Origin of the sequence: Phocaeicola faecicola, from assembly GCF_013618865.1 — a bacterium.
GTDB classification, from domain to species: domain Bacteria; phylum Bacteroidota; class Bacteroidia; order Bacteroidales; family Bacteroidaceae; genus Phocaeicola; species Phocaeicola faecicola.
In genome coordinates, this window is record NZ_JABSOE010000020.1 from 1 (window position 1) to 19,087 (window position 19,087).

A 19,087-nucleotide genomic window follows, 5' to 3' on the forward strand; every position below is an offset into this window, starting at 1 on the left:
AATCAGTATGCTACACTCCCCATCGGGTTTCCCCTTTGGATAAACTGATTGACGATAGGATTATATCGAACCCAATCCTAACTTCTTGCTAAAGAAGTATTTATTAAGCGACCATTCTGGGCGCACTCGCATAGATTTGCGTAGTCTCAATGTTCGTATGCCCCAAAATACGGCTGACACTCTCGATTGGCATCCCTTTGCTGAGAGCCAGGGTCGCAAATCCGTGCCTTGAGCAATGAAAGCTGATTTTCTTGGTGATGCCGCATTCCTTTATCATCTTTCCCATACGCTTGCATATTGACCAATAGTTGAGATTGGGGAATACAAGATTGTTTTCCTGAAAAGCCTTGTAACGCTCGATTATCTGCAAGGGAATATCCAGCAGCTTCACCTGAAACGGTACACCCGTCTTGTGTCGTTTGGAAATAATCCATTTCTCACCGTTCACTTCCACAATCTGGTCGTTGCTTAATTCCTTTATATCCACGAATGAGAGGGCGGTAAAACTGGCGAAAACAAAAATATCACGGAGATAGGAGTTCTTGGGTCTTTGAACTGAAATTCCATCAATGTTTTTAACTCATTCTCCGTCAGATATTCACGCTCTTTCGTGTTCGGGCTTATATGGAACTGGGCAAACGGATTCCTCGGTATATGTCCGTTGAAATGCGCCCGCATCACCACACCTTTCAGCCACATGCAGTTTTCCCATATCGAACCGTTGTGCAGTCCGGCTTCGTTGGAAAGGAACACGGCGAACTCCTTGATGAAGTCGGGCGTAAGTTCAGGCATGAAGATGTCGTTCCGCTTGTAATGTGACCTGATGAATGCTGCCACATGGTTTCTTGCCCGTACCCTTGCCATATAGGTAGCCCTGACCCTGTCTTTTCCGACACGCTTCTTGAACACTTCATTTTCCTTGTCGAAAGCACCGAGCAACGTTTCATACTCACCGCCCAATCCCTGATAGGCGTTGCGCACCATCTCTGCCGTCACAAACGCCTCACGGTCGGAAATGCGCTGGTAGTGCTTGATGATTTGCGCCTTGATGTTGTCGAGCGCAAGGTTCGTTTCCCTTGCCTCCACGCTCTTGCCCTTGGCACGGTTGCCTTTTGCGTCCCAAAGTTCTTTCGGGATAGACCGCTTGCAGCTGAACTGTGCTACCGTTCCGTTGATTGTAACCCGTCCCATGATGGGGACAATTCCGTTCTTTTCCTTACTGCCGTTCACGTAGAACAGCACCTTGAATGTGCTTCTTGCCATACTCGTTTCTTTTTGGTCGCAAAACTATAAATCAACGAGTTACCTATTGATAAGCAAAGCTGCGCAGAACGCCGCAAAATGAAACAGGAACTGTTAAATCTGCACTTTCATCGGGTAATGATTAGGAAACCGTTCTTTTGCTTTAATCTGCTTTAAAACGGTTTTCAACTGTCTGCCCAACTTCTGCGTTTTTCTTCTAACTTCCTAATTATCAAATCCTGTTGCGTTAATCTGCTGCAATTCGGCGGATATTCCAGCTATTTTATGTAAGTTTGCCTTATAGAACTTAAAATTTCAGACTATGGGCGAACACTATGTGATTAATCTGGGACGCCAGCTGGGTAGCGGCGGAAAAGAAATAGGTGAAAAACTGGCAAAGGAATTGGGAATTGCTTTCTACGACAAAGAACTGATCAACCTGGCATCCGACGAAAGCGGTCTGTGCAAGGAGTTTTTTGAAAAAGCCGATGAAAAAGCTTCCCAAAGTTTACTGGGTGGACTTTTCGGTGCACGGTTTCCATTCATCACCGAGGGTGCCTATCCTTATAACTCCTATTTGAGCAACGACTCGCTGTTCAAGATTCAGAGTGACGTCATCCGTCACCTGGCCGAAGAGAAATCCTGCCTCTTCGTAGGCCGCTGTGCCGATTATATCCTGCGCGATCATCCGCGTTGCGTAAACGTATTCATCTCTGCCGCTCCCGAAGCAAGAATCAAGCGACTGATGGAAACCCTTAACGTAGATGCTGAGGAAGCAGAGGAATTAATGGAAAAGGCCGACAAGAAGCGTTCCTCTTACTACAACTATTACAGCTATAAGACATGGGGAGCCGCAGCTACCTATCATCTCTGTATCGATTCTTCTGTCCTGGGCATTGACGGTACCGTAGCCTTCGTCAAGAACTTCATCAAACTGAAGCTGCAGTTGCCATAACCGTCCGGCCGGTAATGACCGCTACAGGAAACTACATCCCAGCGTCATCAGCAAAAAAATAAGCACTCCCCCTTTTACCTGCTTCATTCAGGGTAAAAGGGGGAGTTTTCATACCATCAATTATCAATACCTTCCTCATCCGTCCATCATTCCGCCTCCTCAGGCAAGCACTTCCGTTTCAGATACTGATAGAAGTCGTACTGCGCACGTACCTTAGGCTCTTCCGGATTACGCTTGAACAAGTTATTCAAGTGCGCATCAACCCAGCAAGCCTTCCAGTTGGCATGCAACTGAATATCCAGCATGTCAATCAGTTCCTGCTTCAAGTCCTTGTCCTGCACCGGGGCAACCGCTTCAATACGGCGATACAAATTGCGCCTCATCCAGTCGGGCGAGCCCAGAAAAACCAGCGGCTTTCCGTCGTTTCCGAAATACCACACCCGTGCATGCTCCAGGAAACTGTCCACAATACGCGTCACCCGGATATTCCGGCTGAACTCCTCACCCGGTATCAGGCAACAGATTCCCCTCACAATCAGGTCAATCTTCACCCCTGCCTCACTGGCTCGATACAGTTCGTCTATCATGGCCAAATCCTGAAGGGCATTCATCTTCAGAATGATACGTCCCTCCTTCCCCTGTTTGGCCAGCGCCATCTCATGATGAATCAAATGCTTCAGTTCAGGCAGCAGGTTGAAACGGGCCACCAGCAGACGTTTGAAGTGAGGTTCCTCTATCTCCTTGCACAGATAGCGGAACAGATTATGCAAATCCTCCACCAGTACCCGGTTACAGGTATACAGAGCTATATCCGAATAAATCTTGGCTGTCTCCTCGTTGAAATTTCCCGTACTGATGTACGCATAGCTCCGGATCGGCTCCCCCTTGGCATTGTAACGCAACACCAGTGCCAGTTTCGCATGCACCTTCAGTCCCGGTATACTGAAAAGAATCTGAATCCCCGCCTTGCGCATCAGTTCGGCAGTCGCCAGATTGTTCTCCTCATCAAAACGCGCCTTCAGTTCCACGAACACCGTTACCCGCTTGCCGTTCTGAGCTGCCGCAATCAAGGTATTGATCACCTCCGAATGCTCGGCCACACGATACTGGGTAATCATGATCTCACGGCACATCGGATCGTGAACCGCCTCATACAGGAAACGGATAAAATGATCGAAACTGTGATAAGGATAATGCAGGAGCAAGTCCTTCCGGGCAATACGCCGGTACATGAAATGAGGACTTTCCAGTCCTTCCAGCCGCATGGGAGCCGGTTTCCGGAAAGGCTTTATTTCCGGATTCGGATTCGGCAAGTGCGACAAATCCTCCAGGTTCAGGTGCCTGTCTCCCGGCACCAGTTCCTCCGGACTCACCTCAAACGCCTGCATCAAAAACGCCAGAAAGTCAGCCGGCATGTTCCGGTCGTACACAAAACGGGCAATGGCACCGATTTTCCTTTTCTTGACCTTCTCCTTCAACTGCTCCACCATGTGTTCGGGCGGCACATCGTCTACAAAGACATCGGCATCCCTCGAAATCTTGCAGCAATAACTGCATTCCACCTCATAACCGATGAGCATTTCCTTCAGATTGGCCTGTATAATGTCTTCCAGGAACATCAGATAGAAGTCTTCTCCCTTTTTCGGCAGTTCGACAAAACGGCTCACCTTGCTGTAAGGCATTTTAAGGATATAATACTCCCGCTCCCCCGTCTCCTTACAGCGCACCCGAACTGCCAGGTAAAGACGCTTGTCGCGCAGGAACATCCGCACACGCTCCCTTTCAATCTTTACGGGCTGCAGAAAAGGAAAAATCTCTTCCAGGAAAAAGCGGCGGATGAACGCACGGTGATTCTCGTCCAGGTGTTCCGCATCCTGATAAAACACCACATGGTTGCGCTTCAGTTCCGGTAAAATCTTGGTCTCATAAATCCGGATACGGTCCTCCAGCTGCGCATTCACGATGGCAGTGATCCGGGCAATCAGTTCCCGGGCCTCATCTACCGTCATCTCCTCACTTTTTCCGCCCGAAGCCACAGCCCGGTGCTCCGCCACCCGTACCTTAAAGAATTCTTCCAGGTTAGACGAGTAAATAGCAATGAAATTAATGCGCTCATACAGAGGAAGAGTATCGTCATCCGCTTCCAGCAATACCCGGTGATTGAATGACAGCCAACTGATATCGCGGTTGAAATATCTATATTGTTTTTTCATAATATTGCGGTTCAAGATTTTCTCAAATGTACTATCTTTGTAGGATAAATCCAAAGAAAAATGAAAAGAATCGGACTTCTATCAGATACACATGCCTACTGGGACGACCGCTATCTGAAATACTTCGAACCCTGCGACGAAATCTGGCATGCCGGCGATATCGGCTCCATGGAGATTGTGGAAAAACTCCGTGCCTTCCGTCCGCTACGGGCCGTATACGGCAACATCGACGGACAGGACATCCGCCAGCTCTTTCCCCTCACCGCCCGTTTTGAAGTCGAAGGCACCCAGGTATTGATGAAGCACATCGGAGGATATCCCGGGAAATACGACCCCTCGATACGGGGAAGCCTGCTGGTACGCCCTCCCCAGCTGTTCATCAGCGGACACTCCCACATACTGAAAATAAAATATGACAAAACGTTGAGAATGCTGCACATAAATCCCGGAGCGGCCGGACGTTACGGCTTCCACCTCACCCGTACTCTGGTGCGTTTCAACGTAGACAGAGGAAATTTTTCAGACCTGGAAGTGATAGAATTAAACGATTAAATTGTTTGTCGGATTAAAAAAACTTTCCGAAATTTGCACATTGAAATTAAGTTACAAGAAAATATGAAAACGTATCTAGTTACAGGAGCGGCCGGATTCATCGGAGCCAATTACATCAAATACATTCTGGCAAAACATGAAGACATTAAAGTGGTGATTTTGGACGCATTGACATATGCCGGCAATCTGGGCACCATCGCCAAGGACATCGACAACGAGCGTTGCTTTTTCATTAAGGGCAACATCTGCGACAGAGACCTGGCCGACCAGTTGTTTTCCGAATACAAATTCGACTACATTGTCAATTTCGCTGCAGAAAGTCATGTAGACCGGAGCATCGAAAATCCGCAGCTTTTCCTCCAGACCAACATTCTGGGTACACAGAATCTGCTGGATGCAGCCCGCCGCGCATGGGTAACCGGAAAGGACGAAAACGGCTATCCTACCTGGAGAAAGGATGTACGTTACCATCAGGTATCGACCGATGAGGTATACGGCTCACTCGGAGAAGAAGGATTCTTTACCGAAGAGACTCCTCTCTGTCCGCACAGCCCGTACAGTGCCTCAAAGACCAGTGCAGACCTGATTGTCATGGCTTATCGGGATACGTACAAAATGCCTGTAACCATTACCCGCTGTTCCAACAACTACGGTCCTTATCACTTCCCTGAAAAGCTGATACCGCTGATTATCAAAAATATCCTCGAAGGAAAGCGCTTGCCGGTATACGGCGACGGAAGCAACGTACGCGACTGGCTGTATGTGGAAGACCACTGCAAGGCCATCGACCTGGTAGTACGGAAGGGAAAGAACGGAGAAATCTACAACGTAGGCGGACACAATGAGAAAAAGAACATCGAAATCGTGAAACTGACCCTCGCCACCATCCACCGTCTGATGAGTGAGCATCCGGAATACCGGAAGGTGCTCAAGAAGAAGGAACTGGATGAAAACGGGGAAATCCGCATCGACTGGATCAATGAGTCGCTCATTACGTTTGTGAAAGACCGCTTGGGACACGACCAGCGTTATGCCATCGACCCGACCAAAATCACGCGCGAACTGGGATGGGAACCGGAAACCAAGTTCGAGGACGGCATCGTAAAAACAATTATCTGGTACCTGGAAAATCAGGAATGGGTGAAAAACGTAACCAGCGGAGATTACCAGAACTATTACGAGAACATGTATAATAACAGATAAACGGCAGGGTCCGGAAGGATCCTGTTCCACTGAATACCGGGTCCGGGCAACCGGACAATAAAAAAAGCCATAGCATCCTTTTTCTTTACAGAATCAGTCTGCTATGGCTTTTTCTTATCTTATTTCCCAGTCCTTAGAAACAGCTGGAACCGTCGAAACAGTGGGTACAAACCTTGCACTTCGGCAGCCCGATGGCCTCAATCAAGGTTTCCAGTGTATTGAACTTCAGGGAAGTCAGTCCGAAACGGGCACGGATACGCTCTACCAGTTCCTTGTATTCCGGAGAGTCGGTAGTGGCATACTGAACCAGTTTGGCATTCTCATCACCCTCAATCTCCTTGATGATGCGACGGGTTATCAGTTCCATATCTCCCTTCGAAGAAGTAAATCCGATGAACGGGCAACCGTAAATCAGCGGCGGACAGGCGATTCGCATATGTACTTCCTTGGCTCCGTAATCATACAGTACGTTGACATTGTCGCGCAACTGTGTACCACGCACGATTGAGTCGTCACAGAAAAGCACGCGTTTGCCCTGCAGCATGGCGCGGTTCGGAATCAGTTTCATCTTGGCTACCAGAGAACGCATTTCCTGGTTGCTCGGTGTAAAACTGCGCGGCCAGGTCGGCGTATATTTGGAGATGGCACGGTGGTAAGGTACCCCTTTTCCTTCGGCATATCCCAGTGCCATACCCACACCCGAATCCGGAATACCACAGGCACAGTCCACTTCCGAAGTATCGGTCTTTCCCATCTTGTAACCGCTCATGAAACGCACTTCTTCTACGTTGCGTCCTTCGTAGCAGGAAACCGGGAAACCGTAATATACCCACAGGAACGAGCATACCTGCATCTTTTCGTTCGGCGCACGCAACTGCTCCAGGCCGTCGGCACGCATGCGGATGATTTCTCCCGGGCCTACGTAACGTTCGATTTCATAATCCAGGTTCGGCAGACTGCTCGACTCACTGGTTGCCGCATAGGCTCCGTCCTTCTTTCCGATAACGATAGGAGTACGTCCCCATTTGTCGCGCGCCACGATGATACCGTCATCGGTAAGAATCAGCATGGAGCACGATCCCTTTATCTTGTTGTATACATTCTCGATACCTTCTACAAAATCCTTTCCCTGCACAATGAGCAGCGCAATCAGTTCCGTCTGATTGGTTTTTCCCATACTCATTTCTGCGAAATGCATGTTGGCATCCAGCATTTCCTTTTCGAGTTCATCGATATTGTTGATTTTTGCGACGGTCACTATGGCAAATCTGCCGAGATGAGAATTGATCATAATAGGCTGTGGATCAGTGTCACTGATCACTCCGATTCCCGATTTTCCCTTGAAGCTGGCAAGTTCTGATTCAAACTTGGTCCGGAAGTACGAATTTTCCAAACTGTGAATCGAACGCACAAAGCCTCCTTCTTCCGAGAATGTCGCCATACCTGCGCGTTTGGTACCTAAATGAGAATTATAGTCGGTGCCGTAAAACAAATCGGTCACACATCCAACTTTCGAAACTGTTCCAAAAAAGCCACCCATCTTTTATGTCTTTTTATGTTATGTTGTTATATAATTGAGGCGCAAAGGTACAGAAAAAACAGAAAGTGATAAAGGGAGTCAAACAGAAACATAAAAAAAATATTCCTTTTTTATGAACAAAACAGAGAACGCCGTTGTTATATAGGTGTAGATATCAATTTAGAATATACAATACAGACTTAACTATTCTATTTTTGGAAGATACCGTTTCATCTCCGAACGGTATCTTTTTTTTATGCCCTTCCGAAAACCTCCGGCAGGATACAAACAAAAAAGACTGGCGAGAACCAGTCTTTTTGAGCCTCTTGTCGGATTCGAACCAACGACCCCGAGATTACAAATCACGTGCTCTGGCCAACTGAGCTAAAGAGGCGATAAATAAGTTATGTTTTTGAGCCTCTTGTCGGATTCGAACCAACGACCCCGAGATTACAAATCACGTGCTCTGGCCAACTGAGCTAAAGAGGCAGGTGGGTAAGCTTACCATATCGCGCCGCTACAACCAACTACCTTTGCTGCGATCAAGCCCTGGAGGATTCGAAGGGAGCTGGCCGTATGGGACTTACCCGTATTTCAAAACTCGCTTGCGATATCATCTTGCGATGTTTCTCGTTTGCGGGTGCAAAGGTAGGTATTTTTTCTGAACCTGCAATACCTGAAGCAAAAAAAATGCAGAAAAAATATCAAAAACACGTTTTTTTAGGTTTTTATACCCTCGCATAAATACAAAAACCGTATTTTTGCACATTCATAGGATATAATATATTAAAGAAAAATGACGACAGAAAGACCTATCACCCTTCAGGAGCACGCAATGCGGTTCGGAACCCTCATGGGATTGTTCTGGATTATCAAATTCATCCTTTTCCCGCTCGGATTCAAAATCCCTTTGCTGCAGCTGCTGTTCATCCTGCTCACGCTGTTCGTGCCTGTGCTCGGATACATCTATGCCCGTAAGTTCAGAAACGAGTGCTGCCAGGGAAGCCTCTCTTTTTTCCGGGCCTTCGCCTTTACATTTTTCATGTATATGTTTGCCTCTATCCTTACAGCTGCCGTACATTATATATATTTCCGCTTCATCGACAACGGATTTATCTTTGAAAGCTACCGCACCCAACTGGAAACGCTGCAGTCGGCCGCACAAGGGGAATTGTCGGCCACCGTCGACCAGTTCATGAAGGCCTTCGAAACGATTGCCTCACTGACTCCGCTGCAACTCACCCTGCAACTTGTATCTCAAAATATATTTTACGGAACGCTGCTGGCCTTGCCTACAGCCCTCATAGTCATGAAACAAAAAAAATACTAACGCACATGGATATATCTGTTATCGTTCCTTTATACAATGAAGAGGAATCTCTTCCGGAACTGCATGCTTGGATCAAACGTGTAATGGACGCACACCGGTTCAGTTACGAAATCATCTTTGTCAACGACGGAAGTACCGACGGGTCATGGAAAGTCATCGAAGCGCTGCGCCAGCAGCACGAAGAGGTGAAAGGTATCAAGTTCCGCCGTAACTACGGAAAGTCGCCGGCCCTTTACTGCGGATTCGAAAGAGCCGAGGGAGATGTGGTCATCACCATGGATGCCGACCTGCAGGACAGCCCGGACGAAATCCCGGAACTCTACCGGATGATTACCGAAGACGGATATGACCTGGTATCGGGATGGAAGCAGAAACGGTATGACCCGCTGTCGAAGACCATTCCTACCAAACTGTTCAATGCGACGGCACGGGCCGTTTCGGGCATTCACAACCTGCACGATTTCAACTGCGGACTGAAGGCTTACCGCAAGGAAGTGATCAAGAACATTGAGGTATACGGCGAAATGCACCGCTACATTCCTTATCTGGCCAAGAATGCCGGTTTCTCTAAAATCGGCGAGAAGGTGGTACATCACCAGGCACGCAAATACGGTACGACCAAATTCGGCCTGAACCGCTTTGTAAACGGTTACCTGGACCTGCTCACCCTCTGGTTCCTTTCGAAGTTCGGAGTGAAACCGATGCACATCTTCGGCTTCCTCGGTTCACTGATGTTCATCCTGGGATTCATCTCGGCAGCCGTCATCGGAGCCAACAAGCTGTACGACCTCTATGTGGGCAATCCGTACCGTCTGGTTACCGAAAGTCCTTATTTCTACCTGGCGCTGACCACCATGATGATCGGAACCCAACTGTTCCTGGCCGGCTTTATCGGCGAACTGATTGTGCGGAACGCTCCTGAACGCAACAAATACCAAATTGAAAAAGAACTGTAAGACCATGAGAAAACTTCCTGTCATACTGGGCCTGGCCTTGCTGTTGGGAATCCTGCTCTTCCCCGCCTGCGAGGTGGAGAACTGTCCTCCCAACACCATCTCATATGCCCATTTCACCCTGGTTGACCAGATGGGCAAGCAATTCAACTCTTCCGATACGATTACCGTAATCGGAGAAACCGTTGCCGACGTAACCGTATATGATACCCTCCCCGACGGAAGTCTCAAGCCGAGGGTGGTATACGACTCGCTGATTTCAGAAATTCTCATCAACAAGGAAGCGGGGGCAAGCAGTTTCAAAGTGCCGCTGAGCTATAACGACCAGACACGCTTTATCTTCTCATACCGGAGCCTGGAGCGGAAGTTTGCCGGAACGGATACCGTCACGGTGCATCACCGGAATACGCCGTATTTCACCAACCTGGACTGCGGATCCATGATGTTTTATGAGATTACCGAAGTCAAGGCAACTCACCACCGGATGGACTCTTTACTAATTACCAACCCAAGCATAGACAATTATGAGAAAGAGAATTTCAAGATATATTTCACTGTTGCTGCTACCGGTATGTAGTCTGCTGATGCTGCCGCAGACGGCACAGGCGCAGAAGAAGGACAAGGAAACGCTGAAGGCGGAGTACAAGGCTTCTCCGCTTTATCAGGGTACGGCCGTAGGAGTGGAAATCGCAGGAGCGGGCAACTACCTGCTGGGAAGCGATGTCTTCAGCACTGAGGTGCAGATTCAGAGCAACCTGAAAAACCGGTTTCTGCCTACCCTCGAAATCGGTTACGGAAAGACCGATGCCACCAACGAGAGCAACTACTTTCACTATAAGACACAGGCTCCTTATTTCCGTATCGGTATGGATTACAATGTATTCTACCTTAAGCCTTACCTGCCGGGATATCTGTATGTGGGACTCCGCTACGGTATGAGCAACTTCAGTTACGAGGTGAGCGGTCCCGACATGAAGGACCCGAACTACGGGGGACACGTATCGGTACCTTTCGGAGACATCAGCGAGACCAGTTCCGCACACTGGCTGGAAGCCGTAGTAGGCATCAAGGTCAGAATCTACAAGCGGTTCCACATGGGCTGGGCCGTACGCTACAAGATGCGCATGAGTGCCACTGCCCACGAGAATTCCACGCCGTGGTACATTCCGGGATTCGGAGAAAATGCCGGAAGCAGTTTCAACCTGACTTATAACTTAATTTACAACTTACCTTTTTAAGGACATATGACGACACTTGAAATATGGTTGCTGGCGGTCAGTCTGGCAATAGACTGTTTTACGGTTTCGGTAACCAGCGGAATCATCCTGAAAAAAATCAGATGGAAGGATTTCCTCCTCATGGGATTTTTATTCGGGGCTTTTCAGGCACTGATGCCATTGCTGGGATGGTACGGAGCCAGTACATTCAACCAGCTGATAGAGGATTACGATCACTGGATTGCCTTCGGGCTGCTCACCATCCTGGGCATACGCATGATACGCGAACAGTTTTCCGACGAAGAGCAGGCCAGTTTCGACCCTACCTCCCTCAAGGTACTGCTTACCCTGGCCGTAGCGACGAGCATCGATGCCATGGCAGTAGGAATTTCGTTTGCCTTTACCGGCTTCCATCAGGTGGCCCAACTGGGATATCCGCTGCTCATCATCAGCTTCGTATCCTTCGTACTCTCCCTGACGGGCAGTCTGATCGGAGTCTTCTTCGGCAAGCAGTTCCACCTGAAGGTTTCCCTCTTCGGAGGTGTCGTCCTGATAGGCATCGGCATCAAGATTCTATGGGAACATATCCTTGCCTGATTACAGAGAATCATACAGTATCATCTATAACAGATTAACTCATACAGCTTATGACACGCAACAAGATCCGGTGGCAGTTGCCATTCCTTGTCTTACTCATTGTAGGAACCGTCCTGATATTAAGAAAACAGGCTCCATTCCAGACCGACCAGGGGCTGGTATTCGGTACCATGTACAAAATCACTTACCAGTCTGACGAAAACCTGAAAAACGAAATCGAAGCCGAACTGGAAAAAGTCAACCAGTCGCTTTCTCCTTTCAGCAAGGAGTCGGTCATCACACATATCAACCAGAATACCGACCTCACGGCCGACAGTCTGTTTACGTATGTATTCCAGCTGGCCAAGCAGATTTCGGAGGAGACGCATGGAGCCTTCGACATTACGGTAGCTCCGCTGGTGAATGCCTGGGGCTTCGGGTTCAAGAATGCCACCCAGATTGACTCCCTGACCATCGACAGCATCCGGCAGTTTGTGGGCATCGACAAGGTCCGGATGGAAAACGGCAAGGTCATCAAAGACGACCCGCGGCTGATGCTCGACTGCAGTGCCATTGCCAAAGGCTTCGGAGTAGACTGTGTGGCCCGTCTCTTCGACCGCAAGGGTATCAAGAACTACATGATTGATATCGGCGGAGAACTGGTCATGAAGGGAGAGAACGCGCAGATGAACACCTGGCGCATCGGTATCAACAAGCCGATAGACGATTCGCTGGCTGTCAACCAGGAGCTGCAGACCATTCTGGAAATCAGCAATGCCGGAATGGCAACTTCGGGCAATTACCGGAATTTCTACTATAAGGACGGCAAGAAGTACGCACATACTATCGACCCGCGTACCGGCTATCCCGTACAGCACAACATTCTTTCGTCGACCGTCGTTGCCAAGGACTGTGCCACTGCCGATGCCTATGCCACTTCGTTCATGGTGCTGGGACTGGATTCGGCCAAAGCGGTCTGCAATGCCCACCCGGAACTGGATGCTTATTTCATCTACAGCAAGGACAACGGGGAGACCGGGGTATACTTCACCGAAGGCATGAAAAAATACTTAAAATACTAAATACCTAAGAAAACATGAAAGCAGAAAATGAAAAACCAAGCGGACTGCCTGAAAATGCGTTCCGTCCGCTGAAACCGGGGGAGAAATACCAGCCCCTCATGTCGCCCGACAAACAATATCCGGAAGTCAACCTCTGGTCGGTACTCTGGGGTATCGCCATGGCAGTGCTTTTCTCTGCCGCTTCGGCCTATCTGGGGCTGAAGGTGGGACAGGTTTTTGAGGCGGCCATTCCCATTGCCATCATTGCCGTAGGCGTATCGAGCGCAGCCAAGCGCAAGAATGCCCTGGGCGAAAACGTCATCATACAGTCTATCGGTGCCTGCTCGGGAGTCATCGTGGCAGGAGCCATCTTTACCCTTCCTGCCCTGTACATCCTGCAGAGCAAATACCCGGAAATGACTGTCGACTTCTTCCAGATGTTCATCAGTTCGCTGCTGGGAGGTGTACTGGGTATTCTGTTCCTGATTCCTTTCCGCAAATACTTTGTCAGCGAGAAGCACGGTGAATATCCGTTCCCGGAAGCCACTGCCAGTACACAGGTGCTGATTTCCGGCGAAAAGGGCGGAAGTCAGGCAAAACCGCTGCTGATGGCGGGCCTCATCGGCGGTCTCTATGATTTCATCGTAGCGACATTCGGCTGGTGGAACGAGAACTTCACCACCCGGGTATGCGGCTGGGGAGAGATGCTGGCCGAGAAAGCCAAGCTGGTACTGAAAATCAACACCGGTGCTGCGGTACTGGGTCTGGGATACATCGTAGGACTGAAGTATGCGGCCATTATCTGTGCCGGCTCACTGGCAGTATGGCTGATCATCGTACCGGGTATCTCACTGATCTGGGGAGACCAGGTACTGAATGCCTGGAATCCGGCCATCACGGAAGCGGTCAGCACCATGTCGCCCGAAAGAATTTTCTCTGAATATGCCAAGAGCATCGGTATCGGCGGTATTGCCATGGCCGGTATCATCGGTATCGTACGTTCGTGGAGCATCATCAAGAGTGCGGTAGGACTGGCTGCCAAGGAAATGGGCGGCAAGAAGGAAGAGGCCAATGTCATCCGCACCCAGAAAGACCTTTCCATGAAGATCATTGCCATCGGCTCACTGGTTACTTTGGTGCTGATTGCGCTGTTCTTCTATTTTGATGTCATGCAGGGTAACCTGCTTCATACTGCCGTAGCCATCATCCTGGTGGCAGGCATTTCGTTCCTGTTTACTACGGTAGCTGCCAATGCCATCGCCATCGTAGGTACCAACCCGGTATCGGGTATGACCCTGATGACCCTGATTCTGGCATCGGTAGTCATGGTAGCCGTAGGTCTGAAAGGAGCTACGGGAATGGTAGCCTCACTCGTCATGGGAGGCGTGGTTTGTACGGCACTGTCCATGGCAGGCGGTTTCATTACCGACCTTAAAATCGGCTACTGGCTGGGTAGTACGCCGGCCAAGCAGCAGACCTGGAAATTCCTCGGTACGTTGGTTTCGGCCGCTACGGTGGGTGGTGTCATCATGATCCTGAACAAGACTTACGGTTTCGCATCGGGCGCACTGGCTGCTCCTCAGGCCAATGCCATGGCAGCGGTCATCGACCCGCTGATGAACGGTGTGGCAGCTCCCTGGCTGTTGTACGGAATCGGTGCGGTACTGGCGCTTGTGCTGACTTACTTCAAAGTTCCGGCACTGGCATTTGCACTGGGTATGTTCATTCCGCTGGAACTGAACCTGCCGCTGGTAGTGGGCGGTGCCATCAACTGGTATGTCACTACCCGCAGCAAGGACGAGGCTGTCAATGCTGCCCGCGGTGAAAAGGGAACCCTGCTTGCATCCGGTTTCATTGCCGGAGGAGCCTTAATGGGTGTCATCAGTGCGGCCATGCGTTTTGGCGGTGTCAACCTGCTCCACGAAGAGTGGCTGGCTAATCCGCTGAGTGAAGTGGCAGCTCTTGTGGCCTATGCCCTGCTGATTATCTACCTGGTGAAGGCAAGTATGAACGTATCGAAGAAATAATCATAAGCACGCATGAAGTTTCTTTTGTGTATGGGTTTGTTTGTACTGTCGCAAACGTGGCTGCACGCACAGCAGCCACTGGAACTGAAGCTCTGGCCGGAGGGAATGCCCAATGACAATGGAATGACGTGTCAGGAGGAGAACGGGGTACTTTATGTAGCCGAACCTACCCTGACCGTTTATCCTGCTACGGAGGGAAACGGAATGGCCATTGTGGCCTGTCCCGGTGGCGGATACGGCAAACTGGCCATGGACCACGAAGGCAAGGACATGGCTGCCTGGTTCAACAACCAGGGAATTACGTATGCCGTACTGAAATACCGGATGCCCAACGGCCACAAGGAAGTACCGCTGAGCGATTCCCGTCAGGCAATGCGCATCCTGCGCCACCGTGCCGGAGAGTGGCAGCTGAAACGGATCGGGATCATGGGCTTCTCGGCAGGCGGTCACCTGGCAAGTACTGTGGCCACGCATTTCGAAGACGAGGAATCGCATCCCGACTTTCAGATACTGTTCTACCCGGTCATCAGCATGGACCCGGAATACACGCACCGGGGCACGCACGACAATCTGCTGGGCAAACAGCCTGCCAAGGAAGAGGAAGATGACTTTTCCAACGAACTGCATGTGGACGGCAATACACCCCCGGCCTTCATCCTGCACAGCAGCGACGACCGTTCTGTACCCGTAGCCCACAGCCTCAATTATTACATGGCTCTGCTCAGGCACCAGGTTCCGGCTACCCTGCACATCTACCCCATCGGCGGGCACGGATGGGGCTACCGGGATTCGTTCACTTACAAAAGAGAATGGACGGGCGAACTGGAAAAATGGCTCAGAGAAATCAATAAATAACAAAATATAACGACTTAACCTTTTGTAAAACAAATAAAAAGTCGTACCTTTGCAGCCGCTGATACGGGATATCAGCATAATTCAAATCATTCACATTTAAATTTAAACGTAAAAAATGGCAACTAAAATCAGATTGCAGAGAAACGGACGCAAGGGTTATGCGTTCTATTCAATTGTTATTGCAGATGCAAGAGCACCACGTGATGGTAGATTTACTGAGAAAATTGGTACTTACAACCCTAATACCAATCCTGCCACAGTAGATTTGAATTTTGAACGTGCTTTGCACTGGGTAATGTGCGGTGCACAGCCTACAGACACTGTACGCAACATCCTGTCTCGTGAAGGTGTTTACATGAAGAAACACTTGCTGGGCGGTGTAGCTAAAGGTGCATTCGATGAAGCACAGGCTGAAGCTAAATTCAACGCTTGGAAAGAAAACAAGCAGACTGGCTTGGCTGCATTGAAAGCTAAAGAAGTAGAAGCTAAGAAGGCTGACGCTAAAGCACGTCTGGAAGCTGAAAAGAAAGTAAACGAAGAAATCGCTAAGAAAGTAGCTGAAAAGAAGGCTGCTGAAGCTGCTGCAAAAGCAGAGGCTGAAGCTGCTGCAAACGCAGAAGCTACTGCTGAAGAAGCTACTGAAGCTCCTGCTGAAGCATAATTCTTTACTGAAAAAGCATTGTAAAGGCTGTACCGTATTCACGGTATGGCCTTTATTTTTGCCCTAAAAGGATGATCAGATATAAACTGTATCATCCCACTGAAGAAAAGAATTTCCCTGTATAAAGGAAAGAAATCACCTGCAAATGGCAAAGATACTCCCCTATTTGAATTCAATAATCAGCACCGTTGATTTAATAAACCATGCCGCTGATTATTGAATCAACGGTGCTGACTGTATTTAATAACAAAAAAGGAGTTGCTTTCCATAAAGGAGACACAGATTATCCAACTGCATGTCACAAAGAAAACGTGAGGAAAAGAAAATATGGTCTCAGCAGCATAATCTCCTAAATTCCTTCCTTTTCCAGGATAGATTATAAAATAATAAATCTTACGGTTCAAATTCTCGTAACGGCATGCCTTTCTCTTTCATAGAGTAGTATAGTAGCCCTTTTTGGGGAACTGATTTAATAACTGATGTGTCTCTCATGTAAAAAAAGTTATATATAGACGTGCTGTCTTTGAATGCAATCTCTCTGTTGGGTAGCTTAAGAATGACACTGTCCATATGATTCATAAAAAAATTGGCAACATTCTCTATCTTAAGCTTTACCTTTATAAAAGGTAAATAAAAATAGCCTGATGGGGGGATATAGACTGAAGAGTCTATTTGATTACGGAAATCATAATAGCAATACATTCTGACAGGTTCATTTGTTTTATTATAAAGGGTAAATGATTAAGTTCTAAAACAGCCAGTAAGTGTAATTATTAATATTGCGATGAATAGCAGGTTTTTCATATTATGAACAATTAGGTTAAATCTTTGTATCTCAAAGATATATAATACATATGGAAAAACAAAGGAGAAGAAAAATTTTCTCCTTTGTTTTATCCTCATTAGCAATTATTTATGATGTCTGGTTTTGATAATGTTCAGATACGTATGTTTATCTGCTCCAGATTATAAATTACAATATTATCTAATCTCCGGCCTTCTGCCTTATTTCAATAGAATTAAAATAGTTTCCAGCTTGAATGACTATACTGAATCTTCTTTCCATACCTGTTTTATTGGATTCCACCCTAATAAATATGGACTTTCTGCCAGTTTTCTTGACATAGAGCCCCCCTCCTTCCATGATTATATCTTTAACGGAATGATTTATGTATGTAGTATCAGAAGTAGAAATACTAGATAACCACCAGTCATCTCCTTTCGTAGTACGTAATTCTATAGAATCTTTTCCAGACGCAAATAGAACCTCCCTTCTCTCCAAACCTATTGTGTCTTCTGCATCGCCAAGAATCCCTCTACTACATGATAGTAATGATAAAAAAAGGAAAGGAAAAATAAAATAAGATTTTTTCATTTAATTAAATTTATATATGGGATTATTTCAATATTATACGGATAATTACCTTTCCCAGCCGCCCTTGAAGACGGAAAAGCCGGTCCATCCCCTCCATTAAACACTCCTGCCAAATAATATCCATTAGAAATACCATTCCAACCCCAATTAAGATGCAGATAGTCCTCTTTCTCTACGTATGAATGGTGAATTTTATCTTTTCCTTTTCTGTACATATCAACTTTCCTCTCCCTGTGAAAATAACCATCTGCGACCCACGCATGTCCATTACGATAAAATTTAATACCAAGAATATTCTTTCTTACTGAATTTCCAGATATTATAACTGGACATTTGGCTTTAATAGATGTTATAACATCCCATTGACTATAAATCTGAGGATTGGTAATCTTTTTATATCCCATTTTTTCAAAACACTGTGGAATATCTTTCATATAAGCCCCACTTGCGCCCAGCCCCCATTGCATTTTAACTAAATCACCTATAGAACGAAATAAGTGAGCAACCTCCGGCATAGAAGGATTCTTTTTCATGTCAGTCCAATCGTAAAATACACCATCATATTCAGAAGGTCTTTCATGATATGCCATTATCTGAGCAACTGCAGTGGCAACACATCCCGTAAGAGCTCTTTGTCCATCTTTTATATAAGGTGCAGCATTATTATAGGGATTCCTTTGTCCCCATTTAACAGAAATCAATGGAGGAACTCTTGCCGTCTCCTGCCATCCTCCCGGCTTAGCATCATAAAGGGGAAGTCTCCTTCCTCTTGTTTGAAGCACATCCAAAAGATCATCACCATCCTCTTCAATGTCAACTTTATATTTAAAAGTGTTAGAAATATAGTTATGAATCATATTAAAAAAGAAAGATAATTCCTTATACTGAAGCGTGTCATTCAAAGAAAGATTTCCCGATTCAGAATAAGCAATAATAGGAGTCGTATATGGATTAGCAGAAATTATTGCATAACCATTTTCACCATCTGCATTCGCTATATAAAATGATGGATACTCCTGATTAGTAACTGTATCTCTACAAAAATAAATTTCACTTCCTATAGAATAATGAGGTAATTCTGACCGAGAGAAATTTTCATTCCCTTTAATAAAAGATTCCACTTCAATAATAGCATTCTCTTCTGTACGATATACAGGGATTTTTTCTGATAAAATCACCGGTGCGTTTTTTTGTTCTACAAATTCTATATCATCAGAACAACTGATACAAAATACCGACAATAAAAATAGATTAAATAAATAGTTCAGTTTCATAAATACATATTTTAAGATAATACAAATGAAAACAGAAAAGAGCTATTTATCAATACCTACTTTCAGGTATTAAT

The 19,087-nt window shown here is 47.2% G+C and carries 17 protein-coding genes, 2 tRNA genes and 1 pseudogene; 13 read left to right on the forward strand and 7 right to left on the reverse strand.

The genetic code is table 11. The features are described from left to right. Positions 1 to 103: 103 nt before the first annotated feature. Positions 104 to 1,263 (reverse strand): annotated as a pseudogene (locus H3001_RS07205) (tyrosine-type recombinase/integrase). Between the two features lie 301 nt (positions 1,264 to 1,564). Between H3001_RS07205 and H3001_RS07210 the strand changes: the two are divergent. Next, on the forward strand, positions 1,565 to 2,197 hold the full coding sequence (locus tag H3001_RS07210; RefSeq protein ID WP_178244516.1) for a cytidylate kinase-like family protein: 633 nt from the start codon (positions 1,565 to 1,567) through the stop codon (positions 2,195 to 2,197). A gap of 146 nt (positions 2,198 to 2,343) precedes the next feature. Here the strand turns inward: H3001_RS07210 and H3001_RS07215 are convergent, their stop codons facing one another. After that, positions 2,344 to 4,410: an RNA degradosome polyphosphate kinase gene (locus tag H3001_RS07215; RefSeq protein ID WP_181214515.1), complete on the reverse strand. Its 2,067-nt coding sequence runs from the start codon at positions 4,408 to 4,410 to the stop codon at positions 2,344 to 2,346. Positions 4,411 to 4,470: 60 nt separating this feature from the next. On the opposite strand from H3001_RS07215, the gene H3001_RS07220 reads away from it, so the two are divergent. Both H3001_RS07220 and rfbB read left to right on the forward strand, forming a co-directional pair. Then, the gene (locus H3001_RS07220; RefSeq protein ID WP_178244518.1) at positions 4,471 to 4,962 is read left to right on the forward strand and encodes a metallophosphoesterase family protein; all 492 of its coding nucleotides are present in this window, start codon (positions 4,471 to 4,473) and stop codon (positions 4,960 to 4,962) included. 63 nt (positions 4,963 to 5,025) lie between these two features. Further along, a complete protein-coding gene (gene rfbB, locus H3001_RS07225) occupies positions 5,026 to 6,165 on the forward strand; it encodes a dTDP-glucose 4,6-dehydratase (protein WP_181214516.1) in 1,140 nt (379 codons plus the stop codon). 133 nt (positions 6,166 to 6,298) lie between these two features. Here the strand turns inward: rfbB and H3001_RS07230 are convergent, their stop codons facing one another. From H3001_RS07230 to H3001_RS07240, 3 genes are all read right to left on the reverse strand, one after another. Next, positions 6,299 to 7,705, reverse strand: coding sequence for an amidophosphoribosyltransferase (locus H3001_RS07230; protein WP_178244520.1), 1,407 nt, complete (start codon positions 7,703 to 7,705; stop codon positions 6,299 to 6,301). A gap of 299 nt (positions 7,706 to 8,004) precedes the next feature. After that, positions 8,005 to 8,078: transfer RNA gene (locus H3001_RS07235), tRNA-Thr, on the reverse strand. Between the two features lie 21 nt (positions 8,079 to 8,099). Further along, positions 8,100 to 8,173 (reverse strand) — tRNA-Thr (locus H3001_RS07240). Positions 8,174 to 8,260: 87 nt separating this feature from the next. On the opposite strand from H3001_RS07240, the gene H3001_RS07245 reads away from it, so the two are divergent. From H3001_RS07245 to H3001_RS07290, 10 genes are all read left to right on the forward strand, one after another. Continuing rightward, positions 8,261 to 8,428: a hypothetical protein gene (locus tag H3001_RS07245; RefSeq protein ID WP_181214517.1), complete on the forward strand. Its 168-nt coding sequence runs from the start codon at positions 8,261 to 8,263 to the stop codon at positions 8,426 to 8,428. Positions 8,429 to 8,480: 52 nt separating this feature from the next. Then, entirely contained in the window at positions 8,481 to 9,014 is a 534-nt protein-coding gene (locus H3001_RS07250) for a DUF4199 domain-containing protein (protein ID WP_181214518.1), read from the forward strand. A 5-nt stretch (positions 9,015 to 9,019) separates the two neighbouring features. Then, positions 9,020 to 9,970: a glycosyltransferase family 2 protein gene (locus H3001_RS07255; RefSeq protein ID WP_181214519.1), complete on the forward strand. Its 951-nt coding sequence runs from the start codon at positions 9,020 to 9,022 to the stop codon at positions 9,968 to 9,970. A 4-nt stretch (positions 9,971 to 9,974) separates the two neighbouring features. Next, on the forward strand, positions 9,975 to 10,544 hold the full coding sequence (locus H3001_RS07260; RefSeq protein WP_181214520.1) for a DUF6452 family protein: 570 nt from the start codon (positions 9,975 to 9,977) through the stop codon (positions 10,542 to 10,544). Beyond that, a complete protein-coding gene (locus tag H3001_RS07265) occupies positions 10,492 to 11,205 on the forward strand; it encodes a DUF6048 family protein (protein ID WP_181214521.1) in 714 nt (237 codons plus the stop codon). Before H3001_RS07260 ends, H3001_RS07265 begins: the two co-directional genes overlap by 53 nt. A gap of 6 nt (positions 11,206 to 11,211) precedes the next feature. Next, positions 11,212 to 11,781, forward strand: a complete 570-nt coding sequence (locus H3001_RS07270; protein WP_181214522.1) for a manganese efflux pump MntP — start codon at positions 11,212 to 11,214, stop codon at positions 11,779 to 11,781. Positions 11,782 to 11,831: 50 nt separating this feature from the next. Next, complete coding sequence (locus tag H3001_RS07275; RefSeq protein ID WP_181214523.1) at positions 11,832 to 12,842, forward strand: FAD:protein FMN transferase; 1,011 nt, start codon at positions 11,832 to 11,834, stop codon at positions 12,840 to 12,842. 14 nt (positions 12,843 to 12,856) lie between these two features. Beyond that, positions 12,857 to 14,848 carry an OPT family oligopeptide transporter gene (locus H3001_RS07280; RefSeq protein ID WP_181214524.1) on the forward strand — a complete coding sequence of 664 codons (1,992 nt, stop codon included), beginning with the start codon at positions 12,857 to 12,859 and terminating at the stop codon, positions 14,846 to 14,848. 12 nt (positions 14,849 to 14,860) lie between these two features. Further along, positions 14,861 to 15,703 (forward strand): alpha/beta hydrolase, encoded by an 843-nt coding sequence (locus H3001_RS07285; protein ID WP_181214525.1) that lies wholly within the window; start codon positions 14,861 to 14,863, stop codon positions 15,701 to 15,703. Between the two features lie 115 nt (positions 15,704 to 15,818). Next, positions 15,819 to 16,364, forward strand: coding sequence for a 30S ribosomal protein S16 (locus H3001_RS07290; RefSeq protein ID WP_181214526.1), 546 nt, complete (start codon positions 15,819 to 15,821; stop codon positions 16,362 to 16,364). Positions 16,365 to 17,349: 985 nt separating this feature from the next. Here H3001_RS07290 and H3001_RS07295 read toward each other — a convergent pair. Next, positions 17,350 to 17,739, reverse strand: a complete 390-nt coding sequence (locus tag H3001_RS07295) for a hypothetical protein (RefSeq protein ID WP_181214527.1) — start codon at positions 17,737 to 17,739, stop codon at positions 17,350 to 17,352. Continuing rightward, on the reverse strand, positions 17,736 to 19,013 hold the full coding sequence (locus H3001_RS07300; RefSeq protein WP_181214528.1) for a C10 family peptidase: 1,278 nt from the start codon (positions 19,011 to 19,013) through the stop codon (positions 17,736 to 17,738). Before H3001_RS07300 ends, H3001_RS07295 begins: the two co-directional genes overlap by 4 nt. Between the last annotated feature and the right edge of the window lie 74 nt (positions 19,014 to 19,087).